The organism is Actinacidiphila yanglinensis (assembly GCF_900107965.1).
GTDB classification, from domain to species: domain Bacteria; phylum Actinomycetota; class Actinomycetes; order Streptomycetales; family Streptomycetaceae; genus Actinacidiphila; species Actinacidiphila yanglinensis.
Map to the genome: position 1 here is coordinate 117,663 of NZ_FNVU01000015.1, position 18,909 is coordinate 136,571.

The 18,909-nt window shown below is 71.8% G+C and carries 9 protein-coding genes; 6 read left to right on the forward strand and 3 right to left on the reverse strand.

Translation table 11 applies throughout. From position 1 onward, the window contains the following. The first annotated feature begins 208 nt into the window (after window positions 1-208). Genes C4U44_RS28490 through C4U44_RS28510 form a run of 5 tightly spaced genes read left to right on the forward strand, consistent with a single transcriptional unit; the run spans window position 209 to window position 15,599 of the window. Window positions 209-8,050: an amino acid adenylation domain-containing protein gene (locus C4U44_RS28490; protein ID WP_103888924.1), complete on the forward strand. Its 7,842-nt coding sequence runs from the start codon at window positions 209-211 to the stop codon at window positions 8,048-8,050. A gap of 40 nt (window positions 8,051-8,090) precedes the next feature. Continuing rightward, the gene (locus C4U44_RS43780; RefSeq protein ID WP_103888925.1) at window positions 8,091-8,684 is read left to right on the forward strand and encodes an MbtH family protein; all 594 of its coding nucleotides are present in this window, start codon (window positions 8,091-8,093) and stop codon (window positions 8,682-8,684) included. Beyond that, complete coding sequence (locus C4U44_RS28500) at window positions 8,677-11,070, forward strand: non-ribosomal peptide synthetase (RefSeq protein WP_103888926.1); 2,394 nt, start codon at window positions 8,677-8,679, stop codon at window positions 11,068-11,070. Before C4U44_RS43780 ends, C4U44_RS28500 begins: the two co-directional genes overlap by 8 nt. 46 nt (window positions 11,071-11,116) lie before the next feature. Then, on the forward strand, window positions 11,117-14,830 hold the full coding sequence (locus C4U44_RS28505) for an aminotransferase class I/II-fold pyridoxal phosphate-dependent enzyme (RefSeq protein WP_103888927.1): 3,714 nt from the start codon (window positions 11,117-11,119) through the stop codon (window positions 14,828-14,830). Next, a complete protein-coding gene (locus C4U44_RS28510; RefSeq protein WP_103888928.1) occupies window positions 14,823-15,599 on the forward strand; it encodes an SDR family NAD(P)-dependent oxidoreductase in 777 nt (258 codons plus the stop codon). Before C4U44_RS28505 ends, C4U44_RS28510 begins: the two co-directional genes overlap by 8 nt. 104 nt (window positions 15,600-15,703) lie before the next feature. On the opposite strand, the gene C4U44_RS42765 is transcribed toward C4U44_RS28510, so the two are convergent. From C4U44_RS42765 to C4U44_RS28525, 3 genes are all read right to left on the reverse strand, one after another. Further along, the gene (locus tag C4U44_RS42765; protein WP_235032414.1) at window positions 15,704-16,855 is read right to left on the reverse strand and encodes a 50S ribosomal protein L11 methyltransferase; all 1,152 of its coding nucleotides are present in this window, start codon (window positions 16,853-16,855) and stop codon (window positions 15,704-15,706) included. Window positions 16,856-17,083: 228 nt separating this feature from the next. Beyond that, a complete protein-coding gene (locus tag C4U44_RS28520; protein WP_200823438.1) occupies window positions 17,084-17,446 on the reverse strand; it encodes an STAS domain-containing protein in 363 nt (120 codons plus the stop codon). 316 nt (window positions 17,447-17,762) lie between these two features. Further along, the gene (locus tag C4U44_RS28525; RefSeq protein WP_103888929.1) at window positions 17,763-18,131 is read right to left on the reverse strand and encodes an ester cyclase; all 369 of its coding nucleotides are present in this window, start codon (window positions 18,129-18,131) and stop codon (window positions 17,763-17,765) included. 95 nt (window positions 18,132-18,226) lie between these two features. Between C4U44_RS28525 and C4U44_RS28530 the strand changes: the two genes are divergently transcribed. Further along, window positions 18,227-18,847 carry a TetR/AcrR family transcriptional regulator gene (locus C4U44_RS28530; RefSeq protein WP_160145130.1) on the forward strand — a complete coding sequence of 207 codons (621 nt, stop codon included), beginning with the start codon at window positions 18,227-18,229 and terminating at the stop codon, window positions 18,845-18,847. Window positions 18,848-18,909 lie beyond the last annotated feature (62 nt).

Genomic DNA, 18,909 nt, shown 5'->3' on the forward strand with positions numbered 1-18,909 from the left:
CACAAATATGGCATGTCCATGAATTAGTGTCAACCCCTCTCCGACGCTTTCCCCTCGCCCTCTCGGCCGACCTCTCCGCACCCATCCCGGGCTGCAAAAATCCCCAGTCGACCACCAATGTGAGATTTTGTCCCAACGTATCGACTGCGTGCGCGAGATGGGGATGTGACGTCTTGACAGGCCAACTCGGACTTCTTAGATTCACGTCGTGAGCGTCGAGAAATCCTCCCCGAATCCGTTCCGGAAATCAGACGATCGCACAACCGTTTACCCGGCCTCACGCACTCAGGAGAGCTACTGGCTGCTCCATCAAATGGAATCCGGGACTCCGCAATACACCATCGCGTGGCACCTCGAATGGCAGGGCACGCGCGATCCGGAGGTGATGGCCGGCGCGTTCCGATCCGTCGTCCGTCGGCACGACGCGCTGCGGACCACCTTCGCCGAGCAGGACGGTGTTCCCTTCCAGGTCGTGGCCAACGAACCGTCGGAGCCCATGGCCGTACACGACCTGCGTGCCTTGTCGCCGGCCGCTTTCCTCGAGCGGGCCGCGTCGCTGCGCTCCGACGAGGCCGCCAGACCGTTCGACCTCGCCTGCGGGCCGCTGATCCGCGCAAGTCTGCTCCTGGGGCCCGACAGTCGCCAGGAGTTGCTGCTCACGGCGCACCACGCCGTCGCGGACGCGGCGTCGATGGACATCGTGGTCAGAGAGTTGTTCGCCGACGACCAGGACGCGCTGCCGCCACCCCGGACCCAGTTCGCCGAGTACGCCGCGAGGCAGCGGGAGCGGCTCACCCCCGAGGCGCTGAAGACGGAACTCGCCCACTGGACCGCCCTGCTGGCGGGGGCACCGACGCTCCTTGACGTGCCGACCGACCGGCCGCGGCACGAGGCGGCGTCCTTCCGCGGTGCACGGGCACACCTCGGGCTGGACGCCGCCACGATCGCCTCGCTGCGGGCGTTCGCCGCCGACCGCAACTCCACCTTGTTCATGGCCCTGCTGGCGGCCGTCGGTGTCGTCGTCGGCCGCCAGGCCGGTGAGGAGCGGCTGCTGATCGCCACCCCGGTCGGCGCCCGCCACCGCCCGTCGCTGGCCCGCACGGTCGGGCCGATGGTGAACACCGTCGTGATCCCCGTCGACCTCACCGGCGAACCCGGCTTCGGCACGTTGCTCGCGCGGGTCAGGTCGGCCGTCCTGCAGGCGATCGGTCGCCCGGAGCTGCCCTTCGACCAGCTCGTCGGCCATCTCAACCCGCAACGCCACCCCGGGACGGCGCCCCTGGCCCAGGTGATGTTCACGCTCGCGGAGGCGCAGTCCGGTGAGTCGCTTCCCGTGACACGCCGCTCGACCGACACCGGCTACACCCGCTTCGACCTGACCTTCGCCGTGGACGCCGCCGAGCCGGAGCGCGCGACCTTGGAGTACCGCACGGAGCTGTTCGACCGCGAGCGGGCGGCCCGACTCGCCGGGCAGTTGCGCACAATCCTCCTGGCCGCGCTGGCCGCCCCGGATCGCCCCGTTCACCGCCTGCCTCTGCTGACCCCATGGCAACGAGCCGCCATGGTGAACCGCGAGAACGAGATCGCCCCTCAGGAATCCCTGTGCCTCCACGAGTTGATCGCGCGGCAGGCGGACCGCACTCCTGACGCCGTCGCCGTCGTCTGCGGCGAGCAGCAGGTCACCTACCGGGCGTTGGAGGGGCGGGCCACCACCCTGGCCGGGCGGCTGGCAGCCTGCGGTGTCCGTCCTGGGGACCGCGTCGCGCTGCTCGTCGACCGGCGCCCCGACCTGATCGCCGCGATGCTCGGCGTGCTCAAGGCGGGGGCCGCCTACGTGCCGCTGGACCCCGAGTACCCGGACGAGCGGATCAGGCTGATCCTGCACGACTGCGCCGCCGCCCACCTGCTCACTACGCAGGCCCTGGCGGCCCGCGCCGCCGTGACCGGCGCCGTACCCGCCACCTGCCTCGACCGGCCGGAGGTGGGTCCGGGAACCGCCGCGCCCTCCGTCACCGTCGATCCCGGCGACCCCGCCTACGTCACCTACACCTCCGGCTCGACCGGCACGCCCAAGGGCGCCATCAACACCCACCGCGGAGTCGCCGCGTTCGCACTGTCCGCGGCGGAGGTCTACCGCCTCACACCGCGGGACCGGTGGCTGCAACTGGCCCCGCTCGGGTTCGACGTGCTGTCCGAGGAGATCTACCCGGCGCTGCTGGCGGGCGGTTCGGTCGCTCTGCCCGACGGCCCGGCCCCCTGGGACCCCGGGGAACTGTGGCCGCTGGTGCGGCGGACCGGCGCCACCGCACTGTCCACCACCCCGACCGCCCTGATGTCCTGGGCGGTCGACGGGGTGGCGCTGGTGCCCCCCGACTTGCGGCGGATCATCTTCGGCAGCGAACCGGCGCCGTCGATCCGCGCCTTCGAGGCGTGGCGGGAATGGCCGGGCGAGCTGTGGCACACCTACGGTCTCACCGAGACGAGCTGTGCCTCCAGCGCGTACCGCGTCGACACGCGCGCCGGCACGGTCGGCGCACAACTGTCGGTGCCGATCGGCCACCGGCTGGCGCGGACCCGGATCCATCTGCTCGACCGCCACATGGAGCCGGTCCCCGACGGCGTCGTCGGCGAACTCTGCGTCGGCGGACCCATGGTCGGCCTCGGCTACTGGAACCGCGCCCACCTCACGGCGGAGCGCTTCGTCCCCGACCCGTTCGCACCGGAGCCGGGCAGCGTGCTGTGCCGCACAGGGGACCAGGCGCGGCGACTGCCGGACGGATCGCTGGAGTTCCTCGGCCGCCTCGACGACCAGATCAAGCTGCGCGGCCTGCGGATCGAACCGGGCGAGGTCGAGTCGGCCCTCCTCGCACATCCGGGACTGCGCCAAGCGGTGGTGGTCGTGGACGGCGGGGTACGACTGGTCGGCTACGTCGTTCCGGTACCCGGGCAGACGGTGGACCCCGCGGCGCTGCGGGAGTCCGCCGCGAAGCTGCTGCCGGCCTACATGGTGCCGGCGGCAGTAGTGGTCCTGGACCGACTGCCGCTCACCCCCAACGGCAAGCTGGATCGGCAGGCGCTGCCCGCGGCACGGTTCGGCCGGAGCTCGCCCGACGGACCCCGGAACGAGGCCGAGGCGGTCCTCGCCGGTATCTGGGCCGAACTGCTCGGCCTTGAGCGGGTCGGCGTCTTCGACAACTTCTTCGACCTCGGCGGCCACTCGCTGCTCGCGACGCGGATGGCCAGCAGGGTGCGCCAGACCCTGGGCACCGGGATCTCCGTGCGGGACGTCTTCCAACGGCCCACGGTCGCCTTGCTCGCCGAGGGGATCGGGACCCGGGGCACGACCCGGCCGGGCGCCGGAACCACGCCTGACGGTGGAACGGCGGAACGGCGGGTGCCCGCCCCGGGGCGACGGCCCGAGCACGTCCCGCTGTCGTCGGCGCAGATGCGGCTGTGGCTCGTCCAGCAGATGCGGCCCGACCTCGCCGACTACCTGATCCCCACGGTGCTGCGGGTCCGCGGCCACCTCGACGTGAACGCGCTGACGTCCGCGGTCAGCACCCTCGTGGCGCGACACGAGTCGCTGCGCACCCGTTTCGTCGCCGGCCCGGATGGAGAGCCACACCAGGTCGTCGACCCTCCCCGGCCGGTCGCCCTGGACGAGCACGACCTGTCGGCGGTGGGCGACGCGGAACAGCGGCGCCGCACGGCCCGGACGATCGTCGCGGCGGAGACCTCGCGCCCGTTCGACCTGGCCCGGGACCCGCTGCTGCGGGTCGCTGTCGTGCGGTCGGCGGCCGACGACGCAACGGTGGTGGTGACGGTGCACCACATCGCGGCCGACGGCTTGTCCATGGACCTGCTGGCGGCGGAGTTCGCCGCCGAGTACGCGGCAGGGTCGACCGGCGGCCACCACGGGCTGGCCGCACCGCTGCTCCAGCCCGCCGACCTGGCGCTGGCGGAACGGGAACCGGCGCAGGTCGCCGCCCGGGAGCGCCAACTCGGCTACTGGCGGCGGCAACTGGCCGACCTCCCGGAACTGTCCCTGCCGACCGATCGGCATCGGCCGGCGAAACCGTCGGGAGCGGGTGCATCGCTGCCGGTCGAGGTTCCCTCGGGGACCGCGGCCCGGTTGCGCGCCCTGGGCGCCGGCCTCAACGCCTCGCTGTTCATGGTGACCCTGGCGGCGTTCGCTGTGGTGCTGTCGCGCTGGAGCGGGCAGGACGACATCGTCGTCGGCGTACCTGTCGCAGGTCGGGACCTGCCCGGGACGGACAACGTGATCGGCTGCTTCGTCAACGACTTGGTGATGCGGGTCGACCTCGCCGAAGCGCCCACGTTCACCGATCTGGTGAGCCGCGTGCGGCAGATGTCCCTGGACGCGTACGCACACCAGGAGGTGCCGTTCCAGCGGCTGGTCGAGGAGTTGTCCCCGAGTCGCCGGCACGGCCGCAATCCGCTCTTTCAGGTCGGGTTCGCGCTGCAGAACGCGCCCGACGAGCCCTGGTCGCTCCCGGGGCTCGACGTCACGCCCGTGCCGGTGGACACGACCGCGGTCAAGTTCGAGCTCTCGCTGATCCTGCGGGGGCGGCGCGACGGCGGCCTCGAAGGCACCTTCTCCTTCTCCACCGAGGTGTTCGACGCCGCCACAGCCGCCGCGATGACCGCACACCTGGCCCGGGTACTGCGCACCGTGGCGCTGCGCCCGGACGTCCCGGTCGGCAGGATCGATCTCATGGCTCCCGGTGAACGGCACCGCCTGCTCAGCGGACTCAACGCCACCGTTCGCCCGTTCGCCGACCACGTGCCGGTCAACCGGCTGGTGGAGGACCAAGTCGCCCGCACTCCGGACGCGATCGCGGTGGTCTGCGGGAACCACCGCCTCAGCTACGCCGGGCTGGACGGGCGGGCGGACCGGCTCGCCCGCCACATCGCCGCCGGCGGCACCGGACTGGGCGACCTGGTCGCGGTCCACCTGGACCGCGGCATCGACCTGATCGTCGCCATGCTCGCGATCTGGAAGGCCGGTGCCGCATACGTCCCGCTCGACCTGGACCATCCGGCGGCACGGCTGCGGTTCATGCTCGACGACACCCGGGCGTCCCTCCTGCTCACCACGACGGATCTGTCGCGTACCTTCCCCGACGCGGGCGTGCCGGTTCTGGCCGTGGACGACCTGCCGTCCGGTCCCGGGCCCGCGCGGCGGCTGCCCCGGCCGGGCCCCGACGACCTCGCGCACGTCCTGTACACCTCCGGCTCCACCGGCCGACCCAAAGGCGTGGTGATCCAGCACCGGTCCATCGCCCGGATCGTGCACGACGCCGGTTACCTGCGGGTCCGGCCCGGTGACCGGGTCGTCCAGGCATCGAACGTCTCCTTCGACGCCCACACCTTCGAATGCTGGGCGACCCTGACATCCGGGGCCACCCTGGTGATACTGCCGACCCCGACCGTCCTCGACCCCGCCGAGTTCGCTGCCGCGCTGCGCCGGCACGCCATCACGGTTCTCTACCTCACTGCGGGGTTGTTCAGCCAGCACCTGGCGGCCAACCCCTCGCTCGCCGAGGGTATCCGCGAGCTGGGTTACGGCGGCGAGAAGGTGGACCGCGCCGCCGTGGACGCCCTGGTCCGGCGCGCGGTCTCCCCCCGCACCGTCCGCAACATGTACGGCCCCACCGAGACCACCACGTTCGCCACCTCCTACGAGGTGGTGGCACCCGTGGCGCGGCCGGAACTGACCACCGGACCGGCAGGGCCCGCCGGAAACGAAGCATCCGCACCTGCCGAACGGCCCACGATGCCGATCGGCAGCCCGCTGCCGAACACCGAGGTGTACGTGGTCGACCGGGCCGGTGAGCCCGTCCCGACCCTGGTACCCGGCGAGTTGCTCATCGGTGGGCCCGGAGTCGCCGCCGGGTACTGGCGGCGACCGGAGCTGACCGCCGAACGCTTCCTGCCGAACCCGTTCGCCCCGGCCACGGCACCCGGTACGTCGCTGCGGCTGTACCGGACGGGCGATCTGGTGCGATGGCTGCCGGACGGCTCCCTGGAGTTCCTCGGCCGGTTGGACGGGCAGGTCAAGCTGCGCGGACAGCGGATCGAGCCGGGCGAGGTCGAGTCGGCGCTGCTGGCTCACCCGGGAGTACGCCAGGCGGTCGTGGTCGTCGACGGCGAGCACCTGGTCGGCTATGTCGTGCCGGCGCCCGGGCACCGTCTCGACGCCCCGCAGGTGCGGGAGTCCACCGGCACGCGCCTGCCCGGGTACATGGTCCCGGCCGCGGTCGTGGTCCTGGACCGGCTGCCGCTGACCACCAACGGCAAGCTGGACCGCCAAGCCCTGCCCGGCCCGACCTTCACCGGGAACGCCGCCGACGGCCCGCGGAACCGGATCGAGGCGGTACTGGCCGAGGTCTGGGCGGAACTGCTGGGGGTCGGGCAACTCGGCGTCCACGACAACCTCTTCGACCTCGGCGGCCACTCCCTCCACGTTCCGCGACTGGCCGCGGCCATCCGGCGCGCCTTCGGGGTGCACCTGCCGCTGGCCGCGGTGTTCGAGTCGCCGACGGTCGCCGGTTTGGCCCGGCACGTCGAACAGGCCCCCGCGGCGGCGCGCGACGATGCGATCCGCCCGTCCGCCGCGCCCGACCGAGCGCCCCTCAGCCGTGCCCAGCAGGGCATCTGGTACGACCACCGGCTCCGGCCGGACAGCGCCGAGTACAACAGCGGCAGCGCGTACCGGCTGCGCGGACCGCTGGACGCAGCCTGCCTGATCGGGTGCCTCGAGACGCTGTTCGACCGCCACCGGTCGCTGCGCGTGGTGTTCCGGCTGGAGAACGGCGTTCCGACGCAGCAGGTGCGCCCGCCGGAGGAGGTCGCGGTCGCGACGAGGGACCTCAGCGGCCTGCCGGCCGCCGAGCGCGAGCAGGCCGTACGCCGGATCGTCGACGCCGAAGCGGCCCGGCCCTTCGACCTGTCCGCGGCGCCGCCGGTGCGCTGCTGCGTTCTGCGGCTGGCGGACGACGACCACGTACTCGTCCTCTTCGTCCACCACATCGTCTTCGACGGCTGGTCGGGCGGCGTCCTGCTCGGCGAGCTGACCGCGCTGTACGGGACGCGACGGCGGGACGAACCGGACGCGCTGCCACCACTGCCGATCTGGTACGGCGACTACGTCGCCTGGCAGCGCGAGCACACCGGGGAGGCACTCGACAGGCAACTCGCCTACTGGGTCGAGGAACTCCGCGACGCGCCCGCCCGGTTGGCTCTGCCGCAGCCCAATGCTGCCGATCCGGCTGCCGCGGCGGCCCCGACCGGCACCCGGCGCCTGTTCACGCTGCCGCTCGCCACCACCGAGCGGCTGGAGCAGCTCAGCCGCGAGGAGGGCGTCACCCTGTTCGTGACGCTGCTGTCCGCGCTCGGCATCGTTCTGCACCGGTACACGCGCCAGGACAACATCGTGGTCGGTGTCCCGGTGGCCGACCGTACCCGGCCCGAGACGCAGGGTCTGGTCGGGCTGTTCCTGAACGTCCTGGCCCTGCGGCTGCGGCTGGACGGGGGGCCGACCGTACGCGAACTGCTCGGCCGCGTCCTGCGTACGGTCTCCGGCGGTCTCGCGCACCAGGACGTGCCGTTCGCCGACGTGGTCTCCGCCCTGCGGCGGGACGGCGGAAACCCTGCGGCCGCCTCGGTGGGGCAGGTGCTGTTCACCTTTGCGCACACCGCCCCGGTCCCGGACGCCCAGCCGCCGGAGTTCGTCCTCGAACCGCTCGTGGCGCACCGCGACAGCGCTCCGGCCGACATGGTCGTCGCCTTCTGGCGGACCGCCACCGGACTGAGCGCGGAAGTCTCAGTCGCGCACACGTTGTTGGACCCGGGCGGCGCTGCCCGCCTCGCCGAACGATTGCGCCTGCTGCTGGACGCCCTCGCCGCCCGGCCGAACGAGCGGGTGACGGACCTGGACCTCGCCACCGACGAGGAGCGCATGGCCGCATTGCGGTGGAGCGTCAGCACGCCCTCGCCATTCGACGCCCCCGACAGCCCGGACCGATGAGAGCACCGCACCGCCGTGCGGAGAACCGAGGAGAGGCCTGATGGACGCCGACGCCCAGGAGTACCGGGTCGTGGTCAACGCCGAGGAGCAGTACTCGATCTGGCCTGCGGACCAGGAGCTGCCCGGCGGCTGGGACGCCGTCGGCGTGTCCGGCGGCAAGCAGCACTGCCTGGACCACATTGCCGAGGTGTGGACAGACATGCGGCCGCTGTCCGTGCGCCGGCGGATAGCCGAACAGGCTGCTGCGGCAGGGAACAGCGTCCCGGCGGCGGACGAACCACAGGAGGAGGCGCAGGACGAGCCCCCCTCGCTGGTGTCCCGTCTCTCGGCGCGGGAGCACCCGGTCGAGGTGCGGTTGCGCGACGGCGAGGACCTCGCCGTGACCGCGGCCCGCGGCCAGATACGCCTGTACTTCCCCACCACGCAGGGTGGCACGGAACTGACGGTGCCCGTGGATCCCGCCGCCAGCGACCTGACCGCCGCGCGGTCCGGCGCTGATTCCGGAACGGTCCGATTCGTGGGCGAATTCGTACTCGACTACGAGCGGGTCCGCTGCGAGGCCACCGTGGAGCTGACGTCGTTGACCGGGTACGGCCGGCTGCGGCCGGTGCCGGATCGGGCGGCCCATGCCTGAGCGCGCGGACCCCGTACTCCCGGTCCTGTGGACAGACGGGCCCGCGACCACCGCGACCGGCGTCCCGGTGCACCCGGCGGCCGTCGGCGCCGGCGCGTTCGCCGCCGCGGTCCACGCCCTCGCGACCCGCTACTGCGGTGAGCCGCCCACGCGCCTCCTGGTCCGCAGCCCGGCCACGGGCACCTGGACCGCGGCCTCGGCCGGCGATCCCTGCCCGAACCCGACGATGGGCACTCTGCGCGCCGGGCTGTCCAGATCGGTCGGGGACCGTCCCGCGCCGGTGGCCGGCTCGGACGGAACGCCGGACGCGGTGTCCGAGGATGTCGTGGACGTGGCGCTCGGCGAGTACGTGACCCTGCGCTTCACCCCACACGCGGACAGCACCTGGACGGTGACCGCCAATTGCGCCGCGACACCCGCCGACCCCGGAGCGCCGGCAAGGATCGCCGACCACGTCGCCGCTTACCTGCTCGCTCCGGACAACACGCTCATCGGTTCCGTCGACCACCGCACCGATGCCGAGCGCGAGCTCTTGGCAGACGTCAACCGCACCCGTGTTCCGCTGCCGGAGACGGCCTGCCTGCACGAGCACATCGAGGCCGTCGCCCGGGCCATGCCGGACCGCGCCGCCGTGGAACAGGGCACGGACGTCCTCAGCTACGGGCGGCTCGACCGGCTGGCCGACGCGCTGGCCGCGCGGATCACTGCCTGCGGTGTGGGCCCCGGAGGGCGGGTCGGCGTCGCCGTCAGCCGTAGCGTCGAGCTGGTGATCGCGGCGTACGCCGTTCTCAAGGCAGGCGCGGCGTACGTGCCGCTCGACCCACTGCTGCCCGGCACTCGGCAGGAGACGCTGCGCCGCATCGGACGGGTGGACCTCGTGATCGCCGCCGGCGGCCGTCCCGTGGCCGGGCAGCACCGCACGCCGGTGATCGTCCTGGACTCCCCCGCCGACCTTCGGCCGGCGCCGCACGGGCCGCGGCCGCCCGTCCACGGGTCGGACCTCGCCTACGTCATCTTCACCTCGGGATCGGCCGGCAGCCCCAAGGCCGCGATGCTCGACCACGCGGGCCGTACCGCCATGCTCACGGATCTGAGCGCCCGGATCGCCCTCGGGCCCGGCGACCGGGTGCTGGCAGTCTCCTCTCCGAGCTTCGACATCAGCATCCTCGACCTCTTCTCGACGCTGATGGCCGGGGCCACTGTGGTGTTGCCCGACCTGGGCCGGGAGAACGACGTCCGGCACTGGACGGATCTGGTGGCAGAACGCGGCATCACGGTGTGGGAGTCGGTGCCCTCGCTGCTGTCCCAGTTCCTCACTGCCTGGCGGCCTGATCGCGGTGGCGTGGTGCGGGCCGTCCTGGTGGGCGGCGACTGGATTCCGATGGACCTGCCGGACGCCGTGCGGCGGGTGTTCCCCGATGCGCGGATCATCGGCATCGGCGGCGCCACCGAGGCCTCGGTCGCCAGCGTCACCTACCGCATCGAGCACGTCGACCCGGCCTGGCGGTCCATCCCGTACGGGCGGCCCATGGCCAACCAGACGGCGTACGTGCTGGACGCGTTCGACCGGCCCGCCGGCATCGACCAGCCCGGCGACCAGGTCCTCGGTGGTGTCGCCGTTGGCTGGGGCTACCTCGGTGACCCCGCCCTGACCGCGGAGAAGTTCCGCCCGGACCCCTTCAGCGAGGAGCCGGGGGCGCGCCTGTACCGCACAGGCGACTTGGTGCGGATGCGCGGCGACGGTGAGGTGGAGATCCTCGGCCGCATCGACCACCAGGTCAAGGTGGGCGGCGTGCGCGTCGAGCTCGGCGAGATCGAGTCCTGTCTGCGGGAGCACTCCGCGTTGCGCGAGGCGGTGGTGGTGCCGGTACGCGACGAGGCCGGCCGCGTCCAGGCCCTCGCGGCCTACGTCGTGTGCGCGCCGGGGGTCGCTGACGACGGGGAGGTGGCCCGGTCCGCGCGGGCGTACCTCGCCCAGCGGCTCCCGTCGAGCATGGTCCCGGCTCGGATCGAGGTCCTGCCGGAGCTGCCGGTCACCGGCAACCGCAAGATCGCGCGGCGCGAGCTGGAAACGCGGGCGGCGCAGGCTCGGCCGGCCGCGGCACCCGCACCCGCACCCGCCGGTCACGAGGTGCTGACCGCGCTGAGCGAGATCTGGTCGGAGGTGCTGGGCCTCAGCGAACCACCCACCGCGGAGCGGACGTTCGTCGGCCTGGGTGGCGGTTCGCTGGCCGCGATGCAGGTGGTCAACCGGCTGAACCAGCGGTTCGGCACCGACCTGTCCGCCGCCGACCTGCTGGGCGCGGACACGATGGCCCATCTGGCCCTGATCGTCTCCGACCGCATCGGCAGACGGCGCCGTCCGCCCCTGGTACGGCGCCGGTGACGCACCTTGGCACGCGTCCCCTCCCCTCGGAAAGGCAACGCCGGCGATGACGAGCTCCACCCGGTCATGGCCGGACAGTTACACCTCCACCGGCTTCACCGCCGCGAGGGTCGGCGGCCACCGCGCGACGGCGTACGCGGTGGCGCTCCACACGGTGTTCGACGCGGTGTGCCGCGACGGACAGGTGGCTGTCGCCGCTCCGGCCGGCGGGGACGTCCCCAACCCGACGGGCCGGACGGGACCCGCCCCCGCACCGCGCGGTACCACCCGGACCGGCCCGACCGCGATCGATCCGACCGGGGTTGAGCTCACCCGCATCGATCTCACCCGGCTCGACCCCGAAACGGCCACCCTCGCCGATCTGGCCGCCCTGCTGTCCGGCTCGCCACCGGCCCTGGCACCAGGAGCGGGACCGGAACCGTCGCATCTCGTGTCTACGCTGGCCGAACGGGACCACAACGATCTGATGGCAAGGCTGCGTCCCGCCACCGCCCTCCACATCGACGAGGCGGGAGCGCGGGTGACCTTGTCCGTCGCTGCGGGAGAGGACACTCAGGGCCTGCCCGCGCTGGTGGAACGCGCCTGGGCGCTCGTCACGGCGGACAGCGCCGGAGAGGAACTGCCGCTCCAGGACCTGCTGGCCCCCTGCGCCACCCGCCCGATACCGATCGCACCCGACGAACCGCCTCTCTTCATCGCCCGCTTCTCGGCGGTCTGCGCGGAACACCCCGGCCGGGTGGCCGTGTCGGAGGCCGACGGCGTCACCACGTACCGGGAACTCGAACGGATGGCGGATCTCGTCGCCGCGCAGTTCGAGGAACGCGGACTGGGCGCCGGCAGCCGCATCGTGTTGGTACCCAACCGTGATCGGGTCCTCGTGGTGGCGGTGGTGGCCGCATACAAGGTGGGCGCGACCGTGTCGGTGCTCAACCCGGCGTTGCCGCTTGACCACCTCGAACACTGCGTCGGCCTCGCCGGCGCCGACCTCGTCCTGGACCTGGCCGGCACGGGTGTCAGGGGAGCGGTGACCACGCTGACGACACAGGGGACGCCGGCAGCCCGATTCCACGACGATCGCCTCGGCCCGGACGACCCCGCCGTGCTGACGTTCACCTCCGGAACCACCGGGTCGCCCAAAGCCGTGCTCGGCCGCTACGGCTCGCTCACGTACTTCTTCGACTGGATGGACCGCGTGCTCGGGCCGCTCGCGGGCGCCCGATTCGGCATGTGCTCCAGCATCGGTCATGACCCGCTGCAGCGGGACATCATGACACCGCTGTATCTGGGCGGCACCATCTGCGTGCCGAAGGAGCGCGACCTCACCGACCCGGTGGCGCTGCCGCGGTGGCTGGCCGCTGCCGGTGTCGCGGTGATCTGTGTGAACCCCGCGGCCACGGCACTTCTCACCGGTGGCGGGCCAGGCACGCTCACCGGGCTGCGACGGGTGTTCTTCGTGGGCTCCGCGCTGACCCGGGAGCAGGCCCGTGGCCTGATGCTCGCGGCGCCCGGGGCCGAGCTGGTGAACCTCTACGGGTCCACCGAGACCCAGCGCGCGGTTGGCTTCTTCCGGCTGCCGGCCGCCGACCGGCTGGACCTCCTGCCGGCGGTGGTGCCGGTCGGCACCGGCATGAAGGACGCCGAACTCCTCGTCCTCACACCGGGTGGTCGGCGCTGCCTGCCTCTGCAGCGCGGCCAGATCGCCGTGCGCAGCCCCTACGTGGGCCTCGGGTACGCAGGTGATCCCGCGCTGACAGAGGCGAGGTTCCGACGCGACGTACCAGCGGGCGAAGCCGGTGTCCCGTTGTACCTGACCGGTGACATCGGATACATCTCCCCACGGCACGGCGTGGTGTTCGCCGGCCGGGAGGATGCCCAGATCAAGATCAACGGTCATCGGGTCGAGCTGACCGAGATAAGCGAGGCGTGCCGGCGCCACCCTCTCGTCCACGATGCCGCCTGCGTGGTGGTCGACGTGGACGGGCACCCCACGATCGTCTCCTTCCTGGTCCCGATCGATGACACGATCCGCTTCGAACCGGAGCGCTTCCGTGCAGCGCTCGGCGCGACCCGTCCGACCCACCTGCTTCCGCACCAGGTGCGGACCGTCCCGACCCTGCCGCTGACGGCCAACGGCAAACTCGACCAGGCCCAGCTCGTGGCACTGGCCCACGCTCCGGGCGGCGAGGGGAGAGGCGGCGACACGGGGGGTGACGAGCCGCCATCCACGCCCGGGCCGGAACGCCACGCCGAGATCCTGCTGGGCGAGTTCGTTCGTCGCCACACCGGCCTCGACCGGTTCCCCATGGACGTACCGCTGACGGCCCTCGGTGTCGACTCACTGCGGTTCGTCTCGCTTGTCAGCCGGCTCGGCAGCGGTTGGCGCACCCGGTACGGAAGTCGCCTCACGCACACCATGACCGCGGCCGAGCTGATCGCGGCGACGTCCATGGAGCCGGACGAGGACGCTCCCCTGTCAGGGTCCGGATCCGTCGTCGCTGCGGCCGCCTTCCCCTCAACGTACGCACCGGCGAGACCTCCCGAGCAGTCGTTGATTGCGCCACCCGCGGAGGTGTCCGTCGCACCGTACGCAAAGACGCCTGGGGGCCGGAGCGGACCGCAGCGCGTCCGTACCGCGTCGAAGGTCACCGAGACCACCGTCGAAGTGGACGGACGTCACCTGGAGCACCTCTGCTCCAACAGCTACCTGGGGTTGGGCGGTGACGCGGGCATCCGCCGCCGTGTCGCCGCGTTCGTGAACAGCGCGACCTCCCTGGCACCGCACGGTTCGAGCGCGATCAACGGGCACTCCCAGGAGCACGAACGGCTCGCGACACTGCTACGCCGGATCTTCCGCGCCGAGGCGGTCACGCTGTTCAGCTCCGGCTACCTGGCGAATGCCTCCGCCATCCCCCTGGTCGCAGGACCCGGCGGAACCGTTTTCGTGGACGAGCGCTCGCACCGCTCCGTGCTCGACGGATGCGTGCTCAGCGGCGCCGTGCTGCACGTCTATCGGCACCAGGATGTCGAGGACCTCGCCGCCCAGCTGAAGGCCCACGCCCCAGGCCCTGGCAGCGTCATCACCGCCGAGGCACTGTCCGGCAGCACGGGTGGCATCGCCGACCTGCCCGGGCTGGCGTCCTGCGCACGGGACTTCGGCTGCACCCTGTACGTCGACGAGGCGTCCTCCCTCGGCCAGATCGGGCCGACGGGACGGGGGATCGAGGAGCATTTCGGCATGACCGGGTGCATTGACGTACGGGTCGGATCGCTGGGGAAGGCTCTGGCGTCAAGCGGCGGGTTCGTCACGTGCGGTGGGCGCCTGGCCGAACGGCTGCGCGGCGACCGTGGCGCGGTGTTCTCGACCCCGATCTCCCCCATCGGCGCGTTCGTCGCTGCGGAGGCCGCGGCAACGCTCCTCCGGGACGGCGCCGGGCTCGTCGGCCGGCTCCGTCGCAACGGCGACCGCTGGCGGGAGGCCCTGCACGCCGAAGGGTTCGGGACGGGGGCGTCGGCCGCGGCGATCGTGCCCCTCGGGGCCGGCGGTGACGACGCGGCCGACCGGTGGTTCTCGGCGGCCCTGGACGCCGGCCTCCTTACGGTGCCACTCAGCGGCACATGGGGCACGGGGATCGGCGCGCTGCGCACCGCCGTCACCGCTGCCCACGACCCGGATGGCTTTCCGGCCCTCGCCCGCCGGCTGCGCGCGGCCGCGGCCGCCGCCGGCATCGCCCCGCCGACAGACAGGAACCACGATGGCTGACCCGTATGCGACCAGCCGCGGTTATCTCGTAGTGGGCGGTACCCACGGCATCGGGGAGGCGACAGTCCGTCTGCTCGCCCAGGAGATCACCCACACGGTGGTCTTCTGCGGGCGGGACAAGGACGCGGGCACCCGGCTCAGCAACGAACTGTCCGCCGGCAACACGCACTTCGTCCCGGTCGACATCACCGTGGATGAGAGCGTCGACGCCCTGTTCGACGCGCTGCCCGGCCTGCTTCCTCACTTCGACGGCGCGTTCAACTCCGCTGGGGTGATCGGGACCGACACGATCCTGCGCGGCACCCGCTTCCACGACTCGGAAGAGGGTCACTTCGACCAGGTCTTCGCTGTCAACGTCAAGGGTATGTGGCGCTGCCTGCGGCACGAGCTGCGGCTGATGTCCGCCGCGAGGGGCGGAAGCATCGTCAACTGCGCGTCGGTGGCCGGGCTGCGTGCCGCTGACAGCCTGTCGGTGTCCTACACGGCGAGCAAGCACGCGGTGATCGGGATGACCAGGGCACTGGCGGCTGAGTACGCACGTGACGGCGTCCGGGTCAATGCCGTCTGCCCAGGTGTCATCGATACCCGGATGCTGGGCGGCCTGCGCGACCGCCTTCTCGTGGACCTACGCCGAAAGAACCCGGGCGCATCCGTCGGCAGCCCCGCACAGGTTGCGGAGGCTGTGGCCTTCCTGCTGTCGGAACGGTCCTCCTACGTCAACGGAACGGCCCTGACCGTGGACGCGGGCGGCTTGCACGGGGCGCTGTGACGACACGTTCCGACGCGTCACTCCTCCCCGGTCCGCCTGGCGGCCGGTGGGCCACCGGTCACGGAGTTCGGCGATGTCCCCGTTGGTGCGACCGTCTCAGCGAGTCAGGCGGCCGGTCGGGCGCGGATCGAAAGGACCGCAGGGGCGACCCGGCGGGTGCGCGAGGACTTCAGCGCCCGCGCCAGCGCGGCCCGTTCCTCCCGGCTGTCCGCCAGTGCGCACCCCGGGCGAATGCGGAGCCGTTCGATAGCCTCGGCGGTGATCGTCAGTGCGGGGTCCTCCACCTCGCGCACGTCGACGACCACGGGCGCGTGCCCGCCGGTCCATTGGCCCACCACGTCGCGGGCACCTTCCGCACGCTCGGGGACGGGGATGATGACCAGCACCTCGGCCAGACCGCCTGGCGCCGCAAGAGCCCGGGGAAGGTGTTCGATCAGCTCCTCGATCAGGCCTGCGGTGTGCAGCCGGGACACCCCCTGCGACACCGCGGAATCGTCGTTCCGGGACGGGGCGTTGAAGAGCAGATGGTCGGCCGGGCCGAAGTCCTGCCGGCAGGCGCGGAAGTCGCTCACGTCGAAAGCCGCCTCGCACCCCGCAAGCAGCGCATTGGCCTTCGCGTAGGCGACGGCGCGCGGATCGATGTCGATGCCGCGCACGCTCCGGTATCCACGAGCACGGGCAAGTGCGAGCACCCCGCAACCTGTTCCGACGTCGAGCAGCCTTCCGCCGCGAGCGGTCGTGTGCTCAAGGAGGCACAGAGTGCTCGCATGCGGAGGCATCACGGGCCCGAAGTCCCCTTCGGCACCCCTGGACACGACGACCGGGTATCCGTCGGACTCGGGCAGGCACGCGAAGATCCGGTCGGACAGGTAATAGGAAGTACCCAGCGGCGAGATGGAAGCCCGAGCCCGCACACTCCCGCCGACTTCGTACACGAGGTCGAGGGTCTGCAGCAGGGAACGTATTGTGTACGTCAGCCGACGCTCGTAGATGCCCAAGGAGACCTCACCGTTCCTGAGGAACAGCTCGGCGAGGGCCCCTGCCCCGGTGTCGGTGAATTCTCCCGTCCGATCGCGGGCCGCCAGGGCGTACATCGCGGAGTTGCTCAGCAGATCCGTGTCGTCCGCGGCACCCATGAACCGTGCGGTCGAGTCGGCGTCGAACTGATGGAGCCGGAGCTCCGCGTCCAAATCGCGCAGCAGTGACGCCGGGCCCGGCGCCTGGTGGACCACTTCACCGGACCAGGGAAGAACCACGAAAACCCTCCGCTTCCCCGCCCGACCGAATCACCGTCGTCGACCCGCAGCCACCGCGCAGCGAAGCACCTCGCCCCACCGGCCGCCCAAGAGTCCGGTCGGTCCGAGGGCAGGCGTCCATGTGCACGTGGTCGTGGACACGGCACGTCAGCTCCGCTCCCGCCGCAAGGGCAGAACCCCGCTGAGAGCTGCGGTGCCCAGCGGGATGCGCTGGAAAACCTCCGTACCTCAAGCGGCAGATGCTGGTCTGCTCGCAGGAAGGAAGTCGCTCCAGTGGCCGGCCGGGAACAGTTCCTCGGCCAGTTGGAGCAGTTGTATCGGCTGCTTCTGCAGGCCGGTGACGATCAACGTCCGATGTCTGTCCCAGCAGACGAGCCGTTGCTGAAAGAGCAGGTGAAGACCCGCAACGTCCATGAACACAGCGTCCCGCAGGTCCCAGGTCACCTGCCTGACGGACTGCGGAAGCTCCTGCTCGGCGGCGAGGAGGCCGGGCAGGGTGTCGAAGTCGATCTCGCCGCTCGGGCTTATGACGGCTGCGACGCCGTCCTTCGACGTGGTGATGAGCACAGTGGGCGCCCCCTTGGGGGTCATGAGCCCAAGGTCACTGGGGCGCCGTCAACAGCGACCCGGCAGCGATGGCGGGACCGAATGCCCGTGGTGGGGGCTATGCCCGGGACCCGTAACCAGCCCTCCCGCACCACGCGGCAGGACACCGGCCAATCTCTCCGTCCAACCATCGTTGCACAGCGACAACCTTTCGAACAGACCGCGTCATCGCCGCGACCTCGCGCCCGAGGTCAGCCAAGAGGCCATCGTCTCGGCCTGATCGCCGTTGGCGGGGGCGACTTCGAACCCCGGGGGGACGCCGGTGACGGGTCTTCCAACGGCCGTCGCAACGGACGGGCGGTCAGAAGGGCTCGGCGACGATCCAGTGCTCGACCAGGCGGCCGTCGACGACGCGGACCATGTCCATGCCGGCGATCTCGAACCGCTGTCCGGTCGGGGGCCGGCCGAAGAAGTCTCCGGTGTGGGTGCCGGTGATCCGGTAGCGGTTGGCCACCCACTCACCGTTCTCGATGCATTGCAGCGCGGTGACCGCGAAGTCGGGAACCCCGGCGAGGATCCCCTCCCACTTGTGGCGCCACTGCGCCCGGTCGGACTCGACACCCTGGTCGAGCGAGCGCGGGGCGATGTGCCGCAATGCCGCGTCGAAGTCGCCGGCGGCCCGCAGGGTGTTGATCGCGCGGACCACCTCAGCCGGGCTGGAAGACGTCATGGGTGATTCTCGACTCTCTGAAAGCGGGGAGTCTCCCCGGATCGCTGTTCGTGGCACGATACGGGGAGCTTCCCCGGATTGGCAAGGAGAGTGACGTGGCCGACCAGCCCGCCCGCAAGGACGCACGACGCAACCGGGCGCTGTTGCTCGAGACGGCGACGCAGGTCTTCCACGACGCCGGCGCCGATGCTCCCCTCGACGTGATCGCCGTACGGGCCGGGGTCTCGAACGCCACGCTGTACCGGCACTTCCCGACCCGCCGCTCGCTGCTCAGCGCGGTTTACGCGCAGACCATCGACGCACTGTGCGCCGAAGCCCGGACGCGCGTCGAGGACGGTGACCACGACGACGCCCTGTTCGACTGGTTCGGCATCGTCGTGGAGCACATGCAGGCCAGCCGCGGCCTGCGCGACACCCTCGTCGCCGCCTACGCACTCGTGCCGGAGGAACCAAAGGCCGAGGTGGACGAGTGGCACGAACGCATCCGCGTCACCGCCGCGCCGCTGTTCACCCGGGCGCTCGACCGTGGCCGGATCCGCCCGTCCCTGCAATGGGCCGAGGTCCTGGCCCTGGTCACCGCCGTGGCCGGCGCCGCCGGCCCGGACCGCACGGCCGCGGGCCGCATGCTCGGCGTCGTCGTCGCCGGCCTCCGCGCACCCGGGTCCACGGCGCCCCGCCCCGTGTCCCCGCACTCGTCGCCGCGCCCCTGCCGATGAAATCCACCCGAATGTTCAGCGCGGACAGCGGCTGCCGTGCACAGGTGGGTAGCCGCACGACC

Excerpts from the sequence above, each read along its gene's own strand:
- C4U44_RS43780 (WP_103888925.1), top strand. The coding sequence starts at position 8,091 with ATGGACGCCGACGCCCAGGAGTACCGGGTCGTGGTCAACGCCGAGGAG.
- C4U44_RS28500 (WP_103888926.1), top strand. The coding sequence starts at position 8,677 with ATGCCTGAGCGCGCGGACCCCGTACTCCCGGTCCTGTGGACAGACGGG.
- C4U44_RS28505 (WP_103888927.1), top strand. The coding sequence starts at position 11,117 with ATGACGAGCTCCACCCGGTCATGGCCGGACAGTTACACCTCCACCGGC.
- C4U44_RS28510 (WP_103888928.1), top strand. The coding sequence starts at position 14,823 with ATGGCTGACCCGTATGCGACCAGCCGCGGTTATCTCGTAGTGGGCGGT.
- C4U44_RS28520 (WP_200823438.1), bottom strand. The coding sequence starts at position 17,446 with ATGACCCCCAAGGGGGCGCCCACTGTGCTCATCACCACGTCGAAGGAC.
- C4U44_RS28525 (WP_103888929.1), bottom strand. The coding sequence starts at position 18,131 with ATGACGTCTTCCAGCCCGGCTGAGGTGGTCCGCGCGATCAACACCCTG.